This window comes from Curtobacterium sp. MCPF17_046 (genome assembly GCF_003224295.1).
In the GTDB taxonomy this organism is placed as follows: domain Bacteria; phylum Actinomycetota; class Actinomycetes; order Actinomycetales; family Microbacteriaceae; genus Curtobacterium.
In genome coordinates, this window is record NZ_QKLB01000027.1 from 1 (window position 1) to 15,955 (window position 15,955).

Consider the following 15,955-nt stretch of genomic DNA (forward strand, 5'->3'; position numbering starts at 1 on the left):
GGTCCTGCATGGCCGCGACGGCGACGTCCCGGTTGCCGGCGTTCGCGACGACGAGGAAGACGTCCTCTCCGGTGCGGTACACGACGAGGTCGTCGAGGATGCCGCCGTCCGGGGTGAGGAGCAGCGAGTACTTCGCCCGGCCGACCGGCATCGCGCCGAACGACCCGGCGAGTGCGGCGTCGAGGTAGGGGACGGCGTCGGGTCCCTGCACGCCGATCTCGGCCATGTGCGACAGGTCGAACACCCCTGCGGCTCGGCGCACGGCGTGGTGCTCGGCGAGGTCCGACGAGTACCGGACCGGCATGCGGTGGCCGGCGAAGTCGGTGAAGGTCGCACCGGCGGCTTCGTGCGCTGCCTCGAGCGGCGACGAACGCAGTGGTTCGGACAAGACGGAGTCCTCCTGACATCGGCAGGGCCCGACGACCGTCGTCGGGTGCGGAACTCCCCCTCTGTCATGGGCCTGAGAGCTTCACCGCGGCCCGTGAGGTCCTGCGGCTTTCACCGTGGGCGAGACGGTGCGCCGCGGGATGCGCCCACGTCGATCGCGTCTGCTTTTCAGAGTGGCCTGTCCGCTGCGGTGTTGGACCTGAGAGATTGGCGGGGAGCTTGCTCCTTCGGTGCCCGGGACCGGAGGAGCATCGATGATGCGCTGCGATCCGGTCGGGCTCTCCCGCGGCGGGTGGTCGGCCGTCGTGTTCTGTTGTCCGGTGAGCATACCGAGCCCGCGTTACGGGCATGTGTCGGACTGCGCGTCCCGCGGTCTCGCCGACCACCGACCCGGTCCTCGGCGACGGGAGCACCGGTCGGCCGTTCGACATCACGTAGAGTGGCGGACGTGGCAGGACAGCGATCGCGCCCCCGTGGGCAGCTCGAGCAGGCGGTGCTCGACACGCTCTGGTCCGCCGACGCCTCGGCGAGCGACGGGCTCACCGCCCGCCAGGTCCTCGACGCGTTCGGGGAGCCCCGGCCCGCCCTGACGACGGTCCTCACCGTGCTCGACCGGCTCGGCCGCAAGGGTGCGGTGCTGCGCGAGGAACACGCGGATGCTCCGCTGACCTTCCGTGCCGCGCACTCCCGCGAGGACCACACCGCGTCGCTCATGTCGACCGCGCTCGCCGCGGCCTCCGACCGTGAGGCCGCGCTCCTGCAGTTCACCGGCTCGCTCGCGTCCGGGGACCTCGAGGTCCTCCGCCGCGCGATCGACTCGCGCACCCGTCCCTGACCGGTCCGTCCCGTGGTCGTCACCGGCGTCTGCCTGGTCGTGCTCGCCCTCGCCGTGGTCGCGTTCGTCCCGCGCGTGCTCACCCGGGCGGGGTGGACGATCGACCGCCCGCGGACGGCGATCGCCGCATGGCAGGCCGCGGTGGTGGTCGGGACGGCCGGGTTCGTCGTCGGCATCGCCTTGGTCGTGCTCGCGGACCGGCCGCTGGGCGACCCGTTCGGCATCGGCGACTCGCCGAGCCACGGGCTCAACGTGGGCGTCGCCGTCCTCGCCGTGATCGCGTTCGCCGTCGCGGTCCGCGTCCGACCGGGTCCCGCGCACGCGGCCGTGCGCGAGGCCTTCCGCGCCGGCGTAGCACCGCACCGCGAGGTGGACGGCACCCTCGTCGCGGTCCTGCAGGCCGACACCGCCCTGGCGTGTGCCGTGCCCGGCCGGTCGGGCGGTGTCCTCGTCAGCACCGGGCTCGCCGACCGGCTGCGCACGGACGAACTGGAGGCCGTGGTCGCCCACGAGCGTGCCCACCTCCGGCAGCACCACGCGTCCGTCGTCGGCTTCGCCGAGTCCGTGGAACGGGCCGTGCCGTGGGTCCCGGGAGCACGGGCGATGGCCCGGTCCACCCGTGTCCTCGTCGAGTTCGCCGCCGACGACGCCGCCGCGCGTCGCGTCGGCCGCGACGCGCTCCGTCGGGCGGTGCTGGTGGCGGACGGGACCGGTGCGCTCGGCGCGGTCCGGGCCTCCCGGCTGTCCTGAACCGGACGGGAGGCCCGCGCTGCGTCCGCCTGTCGGCGCACGGGGCTAGCCTGGTCCGGTCCGCCACCGCGAGGGGAACCGTGCAGCCGCTCACCGAATCCGACATCCGATCGTCCTTCGTCAACGCGACGCCCGACGAACTCGCGCAGCTCCCGATCCCGGGGCTGCACGAGACGTTGTGGAACGAACGCGAGTACCTGGGCTGGCGTGACCCCCAGGCCGCCCGCCGGGGGTACATGGTGTCCTGGATGGACGGCAAGCCCGTCGGCATCGTCGTCCGGGCCGCGGGTGGTTCGCTCCGTCCGGGCATCGCGGCGATGTGCTCGTTCTGCCACTCCCCCCAGCCGGCGACGCAGGTGCGCCTGTTCTCCGCTGCCCGCGCGGGTGAGGCCGGCCGGAATGGCAACACGATCGGCTCGTACATCTGCGAGGACCTCGGCTGCTCGATGCTCATCCGCACGGCACCGCCGCACCTCAACCCGCCGGCGACGATCGCGATGCGGTCCGAGTCGTTGCTCGCGCGGCTGCACAACTTCACGGCCGACATCATGAAGACGGCGTGACGCCGGACCGCTTCCGCACCGCACGGTGGGCCGTCGCCGAGGAGCTCGGGGACGGCCGGTGGCGTCTCACGCTCCGTGACGAGGCCGACGACGAGCTCGGCGCGTTCGGCCTCGGCGTCGAGGGGCCGTGGGACCCCGACGTCGAACCCCACGCGGCGTTCGTGCTCGTGCAGCTCGGGCTCGCACTGACCGGCACCCGTCCGTGGCGTGAGGACGACCTCGGCGACCGGCGCACACCGGTCCTGCCGCTCGGCTGACTCCGCGCCCGGTCAGTCCGCGGCGGCGAAGTTGCGGAGGACCTCGCGGTCGTCACCCGACCGGGACGCCCAGACGAGTTCACTGCGGTGCGCGCTGCCCTCGAGCGGCAGGAGCACCACCGTGTCCGGGGCCGCCAGCGCCGCGCTCTCCGGCAGCACCGTCACCCCGAGGCCGACGCCGACCAGGTGCAGCACGGTCGCCCAGGTCGTGGCCTCCTGCACGATCACCGGACGCCGACCACCCGAGGCCACGGGCGCGGTGTTCCGCTCGGTGGCGAGCCTGCCGGCCTCGGCGGGGAAGAACACGAACGGGTCGTCGAGCAGCTCCGGCCCCCGGATGCTCGTCCGCCCGGAGAACCGGTGGTCGCGCGGCACCGCCGCCACGAACGGCTCGCTCCGGAACCGGGTGAACCGCACGCCGTCGACCGGGTCCGGGTCGCGCACGACGGCCAGGTCGAGTTCCCCGCGCTGGACCGCGGTGACGAGCCGCGAGGAGAACCCCTCGGTGAGTTCGACGCGCACGAGGGGGAAGCGCTCCCGGAACCGCTGCACGCGCTCGATCGGACCGAGTGGCAGCGCCGAGACGACGAACCCGACGTCGAGCCGCCCCGCCTCTCCCCGTCCGACCCGCACGGTCTCGTCCAGGTCCCGTCGGGCCTGCGCCAGGAGGGACCGCGCCCGCCCCTGCAGCACCCGACCGGCGGGCGTGAGGGCGACGCTCCGCGAGGTGCGCGCGAACAGCTCCACGCCGAGGGCGACCTCGACGCGGCGGATGAGCTGGGACAGCGCGGGCTGCGCGATCCCCAGGTCGACGGCCGCCCGACCGAAGTGCAGTTCGTCGGCCAGCGCCAGGAACGCCCGGAGCTGTCGGAGGTCGACCTCGGGAGCACGATCCATACCGAGATGCTATCGATCCGACCGAACGAGTATTGGACGTGTCTGATTCGGCGACCCAGGATGGAGGCATGCCCGCCACCACCGAGGTCGTCATCGACGACATGTCCTCCGCCGCCGACGCCGCCGCGTTCCGCTCCCTGAACGAGCGGTGGATCACGACGTTCTTCACACTCGAGGACGAGGACCGTCGACTGCTCGGCGACCCCGTCCAGCACATCGTCGAGCCCGGCGGCGTCGTCCTCGTCGCCCGACTCGGCACCGACGTGGTCGGCTGCGTCGGACTCGCCCCGCACGGCGACGACGCGTTCGAACTCGTGAAGATGGCCGTCGACCCGGACCACCAGGGGCACGGCACCGGTCGCCGGCTCATCCGCGCCGCGGTCGACCGCGCCCGGGAGCTCGGCGCGCGCCGGGTGCTCCTCGAGACGAACAGCGGACTCACCAGTGCCGTGCACCTGTACGAGACGACCGGGTTCCGTCACCTCCGGACCGACGAGCACCCGCCGAGCCCGTACGTCCGAGCGGACGTGGCGATGGCGCTCGACCTCTGACGCCGGCGACGCAGGCCGGAGCGCGCACCTGTTGACGGGCCTCCCGGCCGGTCCGCGTACGGTCCTCGACATGCCCCGCGACCAGTACGAGTACAGCGACCCGACGACCCGGTACCCGAACACCAGCCCGGAACCGCAGCAGCAGCCGGAGCCCGGCCTGGAGTCGCGGATGGACCCGAAGCCGGACCACGGTGAGGACTCCTACCGTGGCACCGGGCGCCTCACCGGGCGTCGCGCGCTGATCACCGGCGCCGACTCCGGGATCGGCGCGGCCGTCGCGATCGCCTACGCGCGCGAAGGCGCCGACGTCGCCCTCGCCTACCTGCCCGACGAAGAGGAGGACGCGCAGCGGATCGTCGCCCTGGTCGAGGCCGCCGGCCGCAAGGCCGTCACGATCCCGGGCGACCTCACCGCTCCGAACTACCCCGCAGCGCTCGTCGAGCGGGCCGTCGCCGAACTCGGCGGGCTCGACGCGATCGTCAGCTGCGCCGGCAAGCAGCACTGGCGCGCCGAGGTCACCGACATCCCGGACGACCAGCTCGTCGACACCTTCACCGTCAACGTGCTCTCGCTCTTCCGGCTCGTGCAGGCGGCGCTCCCCCACCTGGAGCCCGGCTCGACGATCATCACCACCGCGTCGATGGAGGCCTACCAGCCCGCTCCCGACCGGCTCGACTACGCGGCGTCGAAGGCGGCCGTCAACAACTTCTCGAAGGGGCTCGCGCAGCAGCTCATCCCGCGCGGCATCCGCGTGAACGTGGTCGCGCCCGGGCCGACCTGGTCGGTGCTCCAGGTGTCCGCCGGGGTCGACCCCGAGACGCTGCCGGACTTCGGGTCGAGCGAGTCGCCGATGGGTCGCCCCGGGCAGCCCGCCGAGCTCGCTCCCGCCTACGTGTTCCTGGCCTCGCACGAGTCGAGCTTCGTCGCGGGCGAGACCCTCAACGTGAACGGCGGCATGGTCACGCCCTGACCACTCCGAGCCGGGGGCCCCTCCGAACCGCGGGGCGCTCCGAGCCGCGGGGCGCTCCGAGCCGCGGGGCGCTCCGAGCCGCGGGCCGCTCCCACCCGCTGGCCGGCCGGGGGGCTCCGCCGTCCTGGCCGGTCCGCTGGTGCCGTTGCTACGCTTCGGGCATGGCGACGCACGAGGTCCAGGCCGTCCGTGAGCAGGGCATGTGGCAGGTGTTCATCGACGGGTTCCCCGTGACCGAGGTCCGCCGGTGGCCGTCCGTCGCGTTCGTGGCCCGCGAGTGGATCTCCCTGACCGACCAGGTCCCCTCCCGTGAGGTCGACCTGCACGTGACCGTCATCGGTCGCAACCACTTCGCGCCCGTCGCCTGAGCGCGGGTCACTCCGCGGCGGCCACCAGCTGCTGCGCTCGCTGGTACGAGACGTCGAGCAGCGGCCCGATCTCGCGCAGGGTGAGCCCGGCCTCGTGCAGTTCCCGGGCCGCTGCTGCCGTCTCGTTCGTGGCGGCTCGTCGTGCTCGGTCGGCCTCGGCCCGCAGCTCCACCGCACGGTCCAGGTGCGCACGGACCGAGTCCGGCAGCACGAACTCGACGTCGAGCGTGAAGCTGTCCGCGTCGCGGTCGTGCATGTTCGCCAACCAGTCGCGGGCCATCAACTCGACGTCGCGCTGCCGTCGCGCCTGCGTCCGCAACTCGTCGTCGATCCACACGAGCCAGGAACGTCCGTCGCGCTGAGCCCGGACTGTGTGCTTCGTGGTCATCGGTCGTCCTCCCCGTCGTCGCACGCACGGATGATCGCGCGCGCCAGCATCTCCCGGATCTCCCGGTGTCGCGGGACCTCGATGCGTGCGCTGCCGAACAGGAACACGTCGTGGCGCCCGCCGTGCCGGAGGAGCACGAACTCGACGCCCCGTCGCTGCGCTCGCTGGTGGAGGGCGCGGATGAGGTCCGCACGCTTCACGGTACGTGTCCAACTCGAGCTGGACAAGTTCGTCTAGCGGCATTGGACGCTCGTGGTGACCCGGCGGCCGGTTCCTGGTGGAGAAGCACAGCAGAACGATCCCCGAACGCAGCACCGCGCCGAGGTCGGGCACCGTCATCTGTGGACGGCCCACCCTCGTCGCCGATCTGGGGAGCAGAGGCGGGCGACCGCAGTCCCCGTCAGGCGACGTGCCAGACGACACCCTCCTGCGCGCTCGACGGGTACGCGGCAGCGATGCGGAACACCGCCTCGCGCAGGGTCTCCGGCGAGCACGCCAGGTTGATCCGGGCGAATCCCCTGCCCTGCGCCCCGAACGGCAGGCCGGAGTTGAGCGCCACGAACGCGTGCTCCCGGAGCTGCACCGCCGGGTCGTCACCGAGGCCGAGCCCCCGGAAGTCGAGCCAGGCCAGGTACCCGGCCCGCGGTCGCGCGTAGACGACGCCGGGCAGGTGCTCGGCGAGGAGCTTCGCCAGCAGCCGGTCGTTCGCGACGATGCGGTCGACGACGTCGTCGAGCCACCCGACGGCCAGGCTGAAGGCCGCGACGTTCGCGTGCAGCCCGAGGATGCTCGTCCGACAGGCGACCTCCTCCCACAGGGTGTCGAGGAGCTCGGTGGTGCGGGTGTCCCCGGCGACGATGACCGAGCACTTCACGCCGGCGAGGTTCCACCCCTTGCTCGCACTCGTCACGCAGACGCTCCGCGCCCCGAGCGGCTCGGCGATGCTCGCGAACGGCGTGAACTGCACGCCCGGGTGCGTCAGCGGAGCGTGGATCTCGTCGCTGATGACGAGCACGTCGTACCGGGCGGCCAGCTCCGCGAGCGCGACGAGGTCCGTGCGGTCGTGGACGAGCCCGATCGGGTTGTGCGGGTTGCAGAGCAGGAACACCCGGACGCCGTCGGCGAACGCCCGCTCGAGGCCGTCGAGGTCGAGCCGGTACACGCCCCACCGTTCGAGCAGCGGCACCTCCTCGACCTGACATCGGGCCTCCTCGACGAGCTCGAAGAACGGCGGGTACACCGGCGGCGTGATGGCGACGCGACCGCCGTCGGGCAGCGCGAGCCGGAGCGTCTCGACGATGCCGACACTGACGTCCGTCGCCAGGTACACGCGTGCCGGATCGACGTCCCAGCCCCAGCGGTCGCGGGCGAACGCGGCGAACGCGGGCGCGAGCGGTCCCGGCCCGTCCAGGTACCCGAGGTCCGACTGCTGCACCCGCTCGACGAGCGCCTGCCGGATCTCCGGCGCGACCTCGTGGTCCATCTCGGCGACGAACAGGGGCAGCACATCGGGCGCGTACCGCGTCCACTTGATGCTCGTACGGACCCCGCGGAGCGTGCCGACCGGGTCCTGTTCGTCGCTCGCCATGCCGTCCAGCATGCCCCGCCGGGAGGCCCCGCACGAGTCCCCACGTCATCCTGCGTCGTCTGCGCCTTCTCAGCGCAGGCTCACACCACCCCAACTGGGCGAGCGGGCCATGCCCCGACCGACTGCAGGTACTCGGTCGCCTCGGCGTCCTCGCGGAACTCGAGGAGGGCGCCGACTTTCTGCATGAGCACCGCGCGGACTTCACTCGGTGTCGCGAAAAAGAACTCCTTCCGCGGGTTTGCCTGGTTCAGTGCTCGTGCGGCGAAGTGGCGGTGGAGTTCCGTCTCCAGCGAAACGGCGTCCTCCGAGAAGTAGATCGTGTGAACGTCGAAACGGAAGGGCACAGACGCGCCACCGAGTTCATTGACTCGATCGAGCGGCTCGAGGCGACGCGTGAGGCCGATCTTCACCACGTCAGTGCCGAACGCACCACGATTTGAGATGACGTAGACGTAGCCGGCACGGATGTTCGCGGCGCGGAAGTCATTCTGTTCGATGGCTACATCGATCGCAGCGAGTCTGGCCTCGAGCTCCAGGTCAGACTGCCCGTTCACTCGCATGCGAGCTATCGTCTGCTCGATCAGACTGCGTTCCTTGTCCAGTCGTTCACGCTCAGCATCGAGTTCCTGCTGGACACGCCGTTCCTCTCGAAGCCGCGCTCGCTCCTCCCGCTCGCGTTCGCGTTCCTCCTGCTTCTTCATCAACCAATCGGACGTGAGTTCGACCTCGCGCTCGCGGAGCTCGTGGAAATGATCAGAGATGCGCATCTCCATCATCGCGCCGAGCCGCGCGATGGCCTCCCGAGACTTCTGCAAGCGCCGCTTCGCCGTTTCGACGTTCCCCGCCCGCAGCGCTCGTACAGCGCTGTCTGCTTCCGCGTTGTAGGCCCGCAGCATCAACTTCGAGAGATCGTCAGACATCTTCCGACCCTTGGCGAGAGAGTTGTCGAAGGTGAACATGTTCGACCGCTCGATGGCTCGTCCAGCTCGAACGAGCTCCGCGACCTCTGCCTCGATGTCACGCAGACGTTCTTTGTAGGCTGCTGCGTCCTCCAACGGGTGGTGGTAGCGGTAGATGCCGACCGACTGCAAAACCTGTTGGTCATCGAGCGGCACGACGTCATCGCCGCCTCCAGGCGTCTGGGCTTGCAGACGGGCGATCGTCTGCTCGAGTTCGAGGATCCGCGCATCCCGCGGGTCGACATCGGGAGCGTGCGAGGTGGGGACACCGGTATCGACACCCAGCGACGCGTCGAGCTGGGTAGGGACACCGGCACCAGCAGCCAGCGAGGAGTCAAGCCGCTCGGCGTTCGTCTGGGCCACCCCCGTCCAGAGCGCTCGTGGCAGAACGAGCCGCAGCGCCTCCGGCCCACGCCCGACTGGAACCGAGACGTGCTTGACTCCGTCTCGCTCGAACTCTTCGACCTGATTCCCGCGACTGTCGCCGACAAGCTCCGGAACCGCGAATCTGGGCAGACTTTGCTCGGCGTCGGAAATCGGCACCGCCGCAGGGCTCGGAACAACGTCCGCGACCATCTTCGGGTCGTCCTCGAGCCAGAGCACCCATCCCGGTGGGAGCTGAGGCCAATCTGCTGGTGGCGACCAAGTCGCCGGGGGCGTCCAACCAGACGGCGCTGGAGGCCAGGTCGGCGGCGGGTTGAACCTCCTGCCACTCACGAGCGGCGGACCCCGCCAGCGTCGACCACCGCGAGCGTCAGTGGACTCTTGGAGACCGCCGCGCCGAGGAGCTGCAGTGTGGCCGAGGGCACGACTGCGGACAACTCGAACTCCATGAAGCGGTCCCGCGAGGCTCCCACTGCGACGAGCGGGAAGAACTTGTCTCGGCCAGTAGCGGGGTCTTTCGTGGCAGGACCGACCTCGAGAGCGATCGACCGGATGACTCCCCGACGATCTGCTTCGAAGACCTCGTGCAGTGTCCGGAGCGCGACCTGTGCGAGTGCGTCCGAATACCGGTCTGTCTGGTCCTTTTTGGTCAAGGAGGTCTCGGCGATCTCGTCGCTCGCCTTCACCCACCGGAACGCCTTCGCCGTCGGCAGCGCGTCCGGTGCAGGAACGACGGCGCGGATCCTTGCCTCGGCGGCGTCCGAATCAAAACTCGCTTCGTGTCTGACTTCGAAGTCTTCCGGGTAGACCGAGTTGGCCAGGACGATGTCGAGATAGTCCTGCACCGCCTCCGGGACTCCGTACCCGAGCCCCGCGATCAAGGTCTCAATCTCTGCGTTGTGCTCGTCGACCTCCTTCTCACGGACTCGACACGCCGCGTCGTAGCGACGCCGTTCGGCCGCGAGCTGGTCCTTCCGGCGATCTTCGAGTTGGGCGTACTGCCGATCAGCTTCCGCTTGGCGTTGCGGAAGCGCATCTCGGAGGGCTTCCCACTCCGCAGTGGCCCGCTGGAACCCGACCCACCACTCCTGCTTGAGTTCGTCGTGCTTCTTCCGCTTGCCGAACAGCCCCTTCGGCGCCTCCGGCTCGCGCCAGACCGGAGCGGGCGGCAGGACCAACGGTAGGGGACGAGGCACCGGCCTCTCCAGGTCTGGGTGAGGGAACGCGGGGTGCGCGACGGTGCGCTTGAGTGCTTCGAGATCGACGTAGTCGTCGACATCCAACGTCGCGGAGAGCAGTCCCGCGATGCTCTCGTTGACCAGCCGGAGGGCCTCGTTCTGGTCTTCTGCTTCAGCTTTGCGAGCTTCGGCGTACGCGGTTTGCGCCTCGCGCTCCGCGCGCTTCCGCTCCGCCTCAGTCGCTCGGGCTCCAGCAGCGACTGCTCGTGCAGCCTGCGCACGGGCTCGTTCCGTCTGCATACGAGCCCGCTCGACTGCAGCGTTCGCGGCAGCTCGCTCGCGCCGAGCGCGCGCAGCCCGCGCATCCGACAGCCGCTGCTGATGCTGGATCTCTGCGAAGAACCCACGCCTGCGTGCCACTCTTGCCCCTCTCGACGAAACTGATCGCGCGCACCTTCGACGGCTACGGTGCGAGTGATCCTCGCCGAATAGTAGGGCTTGCTGACGCCCGGTCTTGACGGCGTCTGACCCCCAATGCGTGGTACGGACACGACTGCCGCTGCACGCCTACTGCCGCTGCACGCCTACTGTCGGCGACATGACCAGCAGCACCGCCGAGAAGGCGACGACCCTCAAGTCCCTGCACGAAGCCCCACAGATCCTCCGCGTCGTGAACGTCTGGGACGCGATCAGCGCGAAGACGGTCGCGGCCCTGCCCGAGACGCGCGCGATCGCCACCGCCGGACACTCGATCGCCGCGTCGTACGGGTACCAGGACGGCGGCATGCCGCTCGACCTCGCCCTCGCCGGCGCGAAGACCGTCGTGGACGCGGTGGACCTGCCCGTCACCGCGGACCTCGACGACGGGTACGAGGACCCGGCCGAGACGATCCGCCGCGCGATCGGCCTGGGCATCGTCGGCGCGAACGTGGAGGACCGTCTCCGCCCGTTCGACGAGTCGGTTGCCCGTGTCGCCGCGATCATCAAGGCCGCCGAGCAGGAGGGTGTCGACTTCCAGCTGAACGCCCGCACCGACGCCATCGCCCGCGGCGGTGACCGCCCGATCGCGGAGAGCATCGCGGACGCCATCGCGCGCGGCAAGGCGTTCCTCGACGCGGGCGCGCCGCTCGTGTTCGTGCCGGGCGCTCACCAGCGCGAGGTCGTCGAACAGCTCGTCGAGGGCTTGGGCCGCGGCAAGCTCAGCGTCATCGGCCTGCCGGGCGCACTGCCCGCGTCCGAGTACGAAGCGCTCGGCGTCGCCCGCATCTCCTACGGCCCGCTCACGCAGCGCGTCGCCCTGCGGGCGCTCCGCGACCTCGCCGCGGACCTCTACCTCGGCGGCGTCGTACCGGAGGACACCCCGACGCTCAACTGACGGACGCGGCTGCGGAGCCGCGACGAGACGGACGGGAGGCCCGACCCCAGCTGGTCGGACCTCCCGTCCGTCAGTCGGTCGCGTCGGCGACCGGCGTGCTCACCCGAGCGCCGGGTACAGCGCCGGCGTCGTGCGGGCGTGCGTCGCCTGCTCGAACCCGTAGCCGAGGCCGATGACGGTGCCCTCGTCGTAGGAGCGGCCGAGGAACTCGAGGTTCACGCCCGCCCCGGTGATCGTGGCGTCCGCCGCGGTGGCCTGTCCCATCGGGACGGTCACGGCCGGCATGCCGGTGTTCGGGCTGAGGCGCATGTTCGTGCCCTGCGTGCCGTACGGGGTGCCCGACGGGTAGACGAGCGCGTCGAGGTCCTGCGCGTCCATCATTGCGGTGACGACCTGCTTGCCGGTCGCGATCTGCGTGGTGTGCGAGCCCTCCGGTCCCGCCCAGGCCTGGTACTGCGCCTCGGTGATCGCGTTGCGCTGCTGGTACGTGCCCTTCCGGCTCGGTACGTACTCCCCCGAGTCCAGGATGCCCTGCAGGGAGCGCGCGGTGACGTCCGGGTCGAGGTGCTTCGCGACGTACTGGTCCAGGTCGTGCTTGAACTCGTTCGTGCTGCCGCTGCCCTCGCTGAGGACCCGGTTGAACTCGGGCGTCGCGGTGATCGGCACGACGGTCGCACCCTGGGCCTCCAGGGTGGCCCGGGCCTCGGCGAAGAGCCGCGCGGTGGTGCGGTTCGTGCCGACCATCGACGTGACGTAGCCGATCCGCTTCCCCTGCAGCGCCGTCGGGTCGAGGAACTGCGTGTACGAGGTCGGGACCTTGCCCGCCTGGCCCTGCGTGACCGGGTCGGCCGCGTCGATGCCGGTGACGGCGTCGAGCGCCACGGCGGCGTCGGTGACCGAACGGGCGAGCGGGCCGCCGGTGTCCTGGGACAGCGCGAGCGGGATGATGCCGTCGCGGCTCGCGAGACCGACCGTCGGGCGGATGCCGACGAGCTGGTTGTAGGAGGACGGGACGCGGATCGAGCCGCCGGTGTCGGTGCCGAAGCCGATGCCCGCCAGGTTCGCCGCGATCGCCGCGCCCGTGCCGCCGCTGGACCCGCCGGCGGTCTGGCTGGTCACGTAGGGGCTGGCGACGAGGAGCGACGATCCCGCCGGCTGGTTCGAGGAGAACTCGGACACGAACCCGAAGGCGAACTCGTCGAGGCTCGCCTTGGCGAGGACGACCGCCCCGGCGTCGCGGAGGCCGGCGACCATGGCCGCGTCGGTCGTGGTCTGGTTGTCGTCCCAGCAGCCGCAGCCGCCGGTGGTCGGCATGTCCTTCGTGTCGTAGTTGTCCTTCAGCGCGATCGGGACGCCGAGGAGCATGCTCGTCATCCCGTGCGCGGCCCGCTCGGCGTCGGCGGCCTTCGCTGCCGTGAGTGCCGCGGCGTTCGTCGTGACGATCGAGTTGAGCGGCCGCCCGCCCGTCCCGGTGTCCGTGGTGGTCCGGTCGTACGCGGCGATGCGGTCGAGGTAGTCCTGGGTGATCTCGGCCGAGGTCGTGACCCCGGCGTTCATCGCGGCCTGCATGTCGAGTGTCGAGGCCTCGACGAGTCGGAAGGGACCGTCGTCGTAGATGATCCGCTGGGACAGGCCGGCGATGTCGGTCAGCGTGATCGTGCCGTCACTGTCCACGTCTGCGACCGAGACCGTCGACCAGTCCGGGTCGGTGGCGCTCGTGCCGAGGTGGTCGGACAGGACGGTGAGGTCGGTCTGCGTGACCTGGTCGTCACCGGTGAGGTCGAGCGCCGTGTAGTACGGCGCGAGCATGGCGGCGGGGCTCGCGTCGACGGCGGCCGGCGCAGCACTCGCGACGAGTGACGGGGTCGCGACGACGGCGGTGCCGACGAGGGCCAGGAGCGCCGCTCCGGCGACGGTGGTGCGACGACGGCGGGTCACGGGGGTTCCTCCGGGGGTTCGGGTCGAGGTGGCGTCGGTCGTCCGGGAGCGGTCGGTGGCGGTCATCGGGCGTCCTCCGTCCGGGCGGCACGGGAGGCACGGCGACGGGCGACGACGAGGCCCGCGCCGGCGAGCAGCAGCGCGACGCTGGCGGCGATCCAGGGTGCGAGGTCGGCACCGGTCCAGGCGAGAGCGCCGCCGGCGGGTGCGGGTGAGGTGTCGGTCACCGGGTCCACGGACCCGCCGGTCCCCGTGCCGGTGCCGGGTCCGCCGGCGCCGCCGGTGCCGCCCGGTGCGGTGGTCGGAGCCGCCGTCGGTGTGCTGGGAGGGCCGGGCGTCGGCGTCGGGCTCGCCGTCGGGACCGCTGCGATCGTCACGGTCGTCGAGGCCGGGTCGGTCAGGGTGGTGGTGCTGCCGTCGGTGGCGACCAGGGTGACGCTCGTGACGGCGAGGTCGACCGTGGCGGGGCTCGTCGCGGTCAGCTCGACCGACGCCGCGAGGTCACCCGACAGCGCGGGCGAGGTGCCGAGGCGGGTGTGCAGGAGCGTGACGGTGTCGCCGTCCTGCTCGACCGAGTCGAACCCGCCGTCCGGACCGGTCGCGCTGCCGTCGACGACCTCGACGGCGTCGGCGTCCGCCGCGATGTCGATCTCGTACGCGAAGACGTCGGACGTGGCCGGCAGGGTCAGGGCGACGTCGACGGTGTCGCCGACCGTCACCGTGGCCGGTGCGGTGATCGTGGCCGTGGTCGCGACCGGGGCCGCGGCGGCCGGTGTCGCCGCGAGGACGGCGAGGCCGACACCTCCCGCGGTGATGACGGCCGTGCGGAGTGTGGTGGTCAGGCGGGTGGTCGTGCGGGAGCGGAGCCGAGTGCGGTGCTGCATCCGTGCGGGTCCTTCGTCGGGGTTCGGGCTGAGCGCTTGCTCAGTGCTCGAACCGTAACGACGGGGTGTTTCGCGCTCGGGCCCCGTCGGTTTCCCACGTGTTACGCCTTCGGAGCGGGCTGTCGCTGCCACTGGCATGCGGTCATGCGGCACGGAGACCGGACACGACGGCGAGCGCTGGGCGGGCCTCCTGGCCGGCGGGGCCCGGGAACCGACCGCGCGACTGGACAGACGGACGTCTACGGAGTAGTGTCCTCATTTGGTGCATTGCAGCGAACCCATCTGACTCGCGCACACCGACCGTCTCGAACCGATCCCCCTGGATCGCATTCCAGCGAGACCACCGCTCCCCGACCGGCGAGCATGCACGTCGAATGTCGACGTGCGCGTCCGCGCTCCTGCGGCCGACGAGACCACGGAGTCCGTCCGGCCCCGCGCGACGCCGAACGACTGAAGAAAGACAGCACCATGACCACGAACGAACACACCATCATCACCGGGACCGCCATCGCGGCGCCCACCGTCTCCCCCGACGGCATCGCCGAGTTCCCCGTGCGTGAGGACCGCTCGCAGCGTGAGTACCTCGTGCGCATGCCCGCCGACGACCTCGGGTTGTTCCTGACGCCCGGCGTCCGCGTCGCCGTCGACGGCGAAGCGGGCTGGGTCGTCCCGGGCCGCTCCTGGCGCGGCGAGGCCAGCCGCACCATCCTGCAGGCGCGCGCTGTGCGTGCGCCTGAGCTGGCACTGGCCGCCTGAGCCGTACGGTCGGGTCCGCCCGACGCCACTCGGCACGAGACGCCGTCCCTCCGGGGGCGGCGTTCCGTCGTTCCTGCCCTGCTGGTCGCGGCGCCCGTGGGCGGCAGGCGGCGGGCGGCAGGCGGCAAACCGGCGTGCGCCTGCTGACCACGAAGTGGTCGAGCGGGTGATGGAGGAGCATTGCCCCGAGTCGGGTACCGGCCCGTGGGCCCGCTACCCGGCGGCCGAGCTGCTCTGAAGCGCTGACGTGGCGCCGTCGGCGACGTCCCATGGGTCGCTGGTGTCCACTCCCCGCGCCTGGCGACTCATCCTGTGCCGCTCCCGGAACCCCGGTGCCTACCGTGGGGACCAGGGAGGGCACATCGTGAAGTACATCCACTACGACGGCGCAGACGTCCTCACCGGGGACCTCATCGCGGATGCCGTCGCCGACTACGCAGCCGTCCTCGGCGCGAACACCAGGACGGACACGATCGCGGTGCCCTGCGTCGGGGACGACGGGACGCTCGAACGGACCAGGATGCTGGTGGGTCCGTCCAGCGAACTGTTGCTGCGCGAGGCGCCGGACGACCTCCTGGAGCCGGAGGACCCGGCGTTCATCCGGCGGCTCCGGGACGCAGCGGCGCGGTGCGGCGACATGCTCCCGGTGAACGCGGACGGGCGGACGCTGTTCGTGGGCGCCGCTGACGACGCTTGACGTTGCACCACGGACGAGCACCGGTCCGGCTGGGCATCACACCGTCGACGGGTCAGGGCCGGCAGCGCCGCCCAGGACTTCCTCGTCCGTGGCCGTGCCGCCGAACGGGTACTGCACCCAGTGCTCCCGGTCGCCCGATTCGAACAGCTCGACGGCTCGGGACCGGCAGTGCTGCTCGTCGTTCCGGGAACCGCCGGGGGTGATGCCGAGCGCGTCGCGCAGTCCTGCAG

The 15,955-nt window shown here is 71.4% G+C and carries 19 protein-coding genes, 1 pseudogene and 1 riboswitch; of the genes and pseudogenes, 10 read left to right on the plus strand and 10 right to left on the minus strand.

All coding sequences use genetic code 11. From position 1 onward, the window contains the following. Positions 1-388: pseudogene (locus DEJ32_RS15720) on the minus strand (glycine cleavage system protein T); the annotation flags it as partial. A gap of 177 nt (positions 389-565) precedes the next feature. Then, positions 566-683, minus strand: a riboswitch (glycine riboswitch). Between the two features lie 152 nt (positions 684-835). On the opposite strand from DEJ32_RS15720, the gene DEJ32_RS15725 reads away from it, so the two are divergent. From DEJ32_RS15725 to DEJ32_RS15740, 4 genes are all read left to right on the plus strand, one after another. After that, entirely contained in the window at positions 836-1,222 is a 387-nt protein-coding gene (locus DEJ32_RS15725) for a BlaI/MecI/CopY family transcriptional regulator (protein WP_110823987.1), read from the plus strand. A gap of 12 nt (positions 1,223-1,234) precedes the next feature. After that, positions 1,235-1,972: a M56 family metallopeptidase gene (locus DEJ32_RS15730; RefSeq protein WP_110901973.1), complete on the plus strand. Its 738-nt coding sequence runs from the start codon at positions 1,235-1,237 to the stop codon at positions 1,970-1,972. A gap of 80 nt (positions 1,973-2,052) precedes the next feature. After that, positions 2,053-2,535, plus strand: a complete 483-nt coding sequence (locus tag DEJ32_RS15735) for an FBP domain-containing protein (protein WP_181419408.1) — start codon at positions 2,053-2,055, stop codon at positions 2,533-2,535. Continuing rightward, on the plus strand, positions 2,532-2,792 hold the full coding sequence (locus DEJ32_RS15740; RefSeq protein WP_110901974.1) for a hypothetical protein: 261 nt from the start codon (positions 2,532-2,534) through the stop codon (positions 2,790-2,792). Before DEJ32_RS15735 ends, DEJ32_RS15740 begins: the two co-directional genes overlap by 4 nt. A gap of 12 nt (positions 2,793-2,804) precedes the next feature. Here DEJ32_RS15740 and DEJ32_RS15745 read toward each other — a convergent pair whose 3' ends face one another. After that, positions 2,805-3,689, minus strand: coding sequence for a LysR substrate-binding domain-containing protein (locus tag DEJ32_RS15745; RefSeq protein ID WP_110890324.1), 885 nt, complete (start codon positions 3,687-3,689; stop codon positions 2,805-2,807). A gap of 68 nt (positions 3,690-3,757) precedes the next feature. Between DEJ32_RS15745 and DEJ32_RS15750 the strand changes: the two genes are divergently transcribed. The 3 genes from DEJ32_RS15750 (at position 3,758) to DEJ32_RS15760 (ending at position 5,578) form a co-directional block, all read left to right on the plus strand. Next, positions 3,758-4,240, plus strand: a complete 483-nt coding sequence (locus tag DEJ32_RS15750; RefSeq protein ID WP_110901975.1) for a GNAT family N-acetyltransferase — start codon at positions 3,758-3,760, stop codon at positions 4,238-4,240. 70 nt (positions 4,241-4,310) lie between these two features. Beyond that, complete coding sequence (locus DEJ32_RS15755; protein ID WP_110823656.1) at positions 4,311-5,210, plus strand: SDR family oxidoreductase; 900 nt, start codon at positions 4,311-4,313, stop codon at positions 5,208-5,210. A 161-nt stretch (positions 5,211-5,371) separates the two neighbouring features. After that, complete coding sequence (locus tag DEJ32_RS15760; RefSeq protein WP_110823655.1) at positions 5,372-5,578, plus strand: hypothetical protein; 207 nt, start codon at positions 5,372-5,374, stop codon at positions 5,576-5,578. Positions 5,579-5,585: 7 nt separating this feature from the next. Here the strand turns inward: DEJ32_RS15760 and DEJ32_RS15765 are convergent, their stop codons facing one another. The 5 genes from DEJ32_RS15765 to DEJ32_RS15785 all read right to left on the minus strand — a co-directional run bounded on the left by DEJ32_RS15765 (position 5,586) and on the right by DEJ32_RS15785 (position 10,375). After that, the gene (locus tag DEJ32_RS15765) at positions 5,586-5,966 is read right to left on the minus strand and encodes a hypothetical protein (protein WP_110823654.1); all 381 of its coding nucleotides are present in this window, start codon (positions 5,964-5,966) and stop codon (positions 5,586-5,588) included. Further along, positions 5,963-6,166, minus strand: coding sequence for a type II toxin-antitoxin system HicA family toxin (locus DEJ32_RS15770; protein ID WP_110823653.1), 204 nt, complete (start codon positions 6,164-6,166; stop codon positions 5,963-5,965). Before DEJ32_RS15770 ends, DEJ32_RS15765 begins: the two co-directional genes overlap by 4 nt. A gap of 200 nt (positions 6,167-6,366) precedes the next feature. After that, positions 6,367-7,554: a MalY/PatB family protein gene (locus tag DEJ32_RS15775; RefSeq protein ID WP_258369107.1), complete on the minus strand. Its 1,188-nt coding sequence runs from the start codon at positions 7,552-7,554 to the stop codon at positions 6,367-6,369. Positions 7,555-7,634: 80 nt separating this feature from the next. After that, positions 7,635-9,116, minus strand: coding sequence for a DUF4041 domain-containing protein (locus DEJ32_RS15780; RefSeq protein WP_258369108.1), 1,482 nt, complete (start codon positions 9,114-9,116; stop codon positions 7,635-7,637). A 110-nt stretch (positions 9,117-9,226) separates the two neighbouring features. Further along, on the minus strand, positions 9,227-10,375 hold the full coding sequence (locus DEJ32_RS15785; protein ID WP_258369109.1) for a hypothetical protein: 1,149 nt from the start codon (positions 10,373-10,375) through the stop codon (positions 9,227-9,229). Positions 10,376-10,673: 298 nt separating this feature from the next. Between DEJ32_RS15785 and DEJ32_RS15790 the strand changes: the two genes are divergently transcribed. Then, the gene (locus tag DEJ32_RS15790; protein WP_110901977.1) at positions 10,674-11,450 is read left to right on the plus strand and encodes an isocitrate lyase/phosphoenolpyruvate mutase family protein; all 777 of its coding nucleotides are present in this window, start codon (positions 10,674-10,676) and stop codon (positions 11,448-11,450) included. Between the two features lie 99 nt (positions 11,451-11,549). Here DEJ32_RS15790 and DEJ32_RS15795 read toward each other — a convergent pair whose 3' ends face one another. Then, positions 11,550-13,454, minus strand: a complete 1,905-nt coding sequence (locus DEJ32_RS15795; protein WP_110901978.1) for an amidase family protein — start codon at positions 13,452-13,454, stop codon at positions 11,550-11,552. Continuing rightward, a complete protein-coding gene (locus DEJ32_RS15800; RefSeq protein WP_110901979.1) occupies positions 13,451-14,272 on the minus strand; it encodes a cohesin domain-containing protein in 822 nt (273 codons plus the stop codon). The genes DEJ32_RS15795 and DEJ32_RS15800 overlap by 4 nt, the downstream gene beginning before the upstream one ends. A 468-nt stretch (positions 14,273-14,740) precedes the next feature. Between DEJ32_RS15800 and DEJ32_RS15810 the strand changes: the two genes are divergently transcribed. Together DEJ32_RS15810 and DEJ32_RS15815 are read left to right on the plus strand one after the other, a co-directional pair. Beyond that, on the plus strand, positions 14,741-15,028 hold the full coding sequence (locus DEJ32_RS15810) for a hypothetical protein (RefSeq protein ID WP_146234196.1): 288 nt from the start codon (positions 14,741-14,743) through the stop codon (positions 15,026-15,028). Between the two features lie 280 nt (positions 15,029-15,308). Beyond that, entirely contained in the window at positions 15,309-15,725 is a 417-nt protein-coding gene (locus DEJ32_RS15815; protein ID WP_181420712.1) for a hypothetical protein, read from the plus strand. A 36-nt stretch (positions 15,726-15,761) separates the two neighbouring features. Here DEJ32_RS15815 and DEJ32_RS16375 read toward each other — a convergent pair. Continuing rightward, positions 15,762-15,955, minus strand: a 194-nt coding sequence (locus DEJ32_RS16375; protein WP_181420713.1) for a hypothetical protein, incomplete at its 5' end; no start/stop codon positions are given.

What these genes read in the sequence shown, in the direction of transcription:
- DEJ32_RS15745 (WP_110890324.1), bottom strand. Translation starts at nt 3,689, where the DNA reads ATGGATCGTGCTCCCGAGGTCGACCTCCGACAGCTCCGGGCGTTCCTG.
- DEJ32_RS15750 (WP_110901975.1), top strand. Translation starts at nt 3,758, where the DNA reads ATGCCCGCCACCACCGAGGTCGTCATCGACGACATGTCCTCCGCCGCC.
- DEJ32_RS15755 (WP_110823656.1), top strand. Translation starts at nt 4,311, where the DNA reads ATGCCCCGCGACCAGTACGAGTACAGCGACCCGACGACCCGGTACCCG.
- DEJ32_RS15760 (WP_110823655.1), top strand. Translation starts at nt 5,372, where the DNA reads ATGGCGACGCACGAGGTCCAGGCCGTCCGTGAGCAGGGCATGTGGCAG.
- DEJ32_RS15765 (WP_110823654.1), bottom strand. Translation starts at nt 5,966, where the DNA reads ATGACCACGAAGCACACAGTCCGGGCTCAGCGCGACGGACGTTCCTGG.
- DEJ32_RS15775 (WP_258369107.1), bottom strand. Translation starts at nt 7,554, where the DNA reads ATGGCGAGCGACGAACAGGACCCGGTCGGCACGCTCCGCGGGGTCCGT.
- DEJ32_RS15785 (WP_258369109.1), bottom strand. Translation starts at nt 10,375, where the DNA reads ATGCAGACGGAACGAGCCCGTGCGCAGGCTGCACGAGCAGTCGCTGCT.
- DEJ32_RS15790 (WP_110901977.1), top strand. Translation starts at nt 10,674, where the DNA reads ATGACCAGCAGCACCGCCGAGAAGGCGACGACCCTCAAGTCCCTGCAC.
- DEJ32_RS15795 (WP_110901978.1), bottom strand. Translation starts at nt 13,454, where the DNA reads ATGACCGCCACCGACCGCTCCCGGACGACCGACGCCACCTCGACCCGA.
- DEJ32_RS15800 (WP_110901979.1), bottom strand. Translation starts at nt 14,272, where the DNA reads ATGCAGCACCGCACTCGGCTCCGCTCCCGCACGACCACCCGCCTGACC.
- DEJ32_RS15810 (WP_146234196.1), top strand. Translation starts at nt 14,741, where the DNA reads ATGACCACGAACGAACACACCATCATCACCGGGACCGCCATCGCGGCG.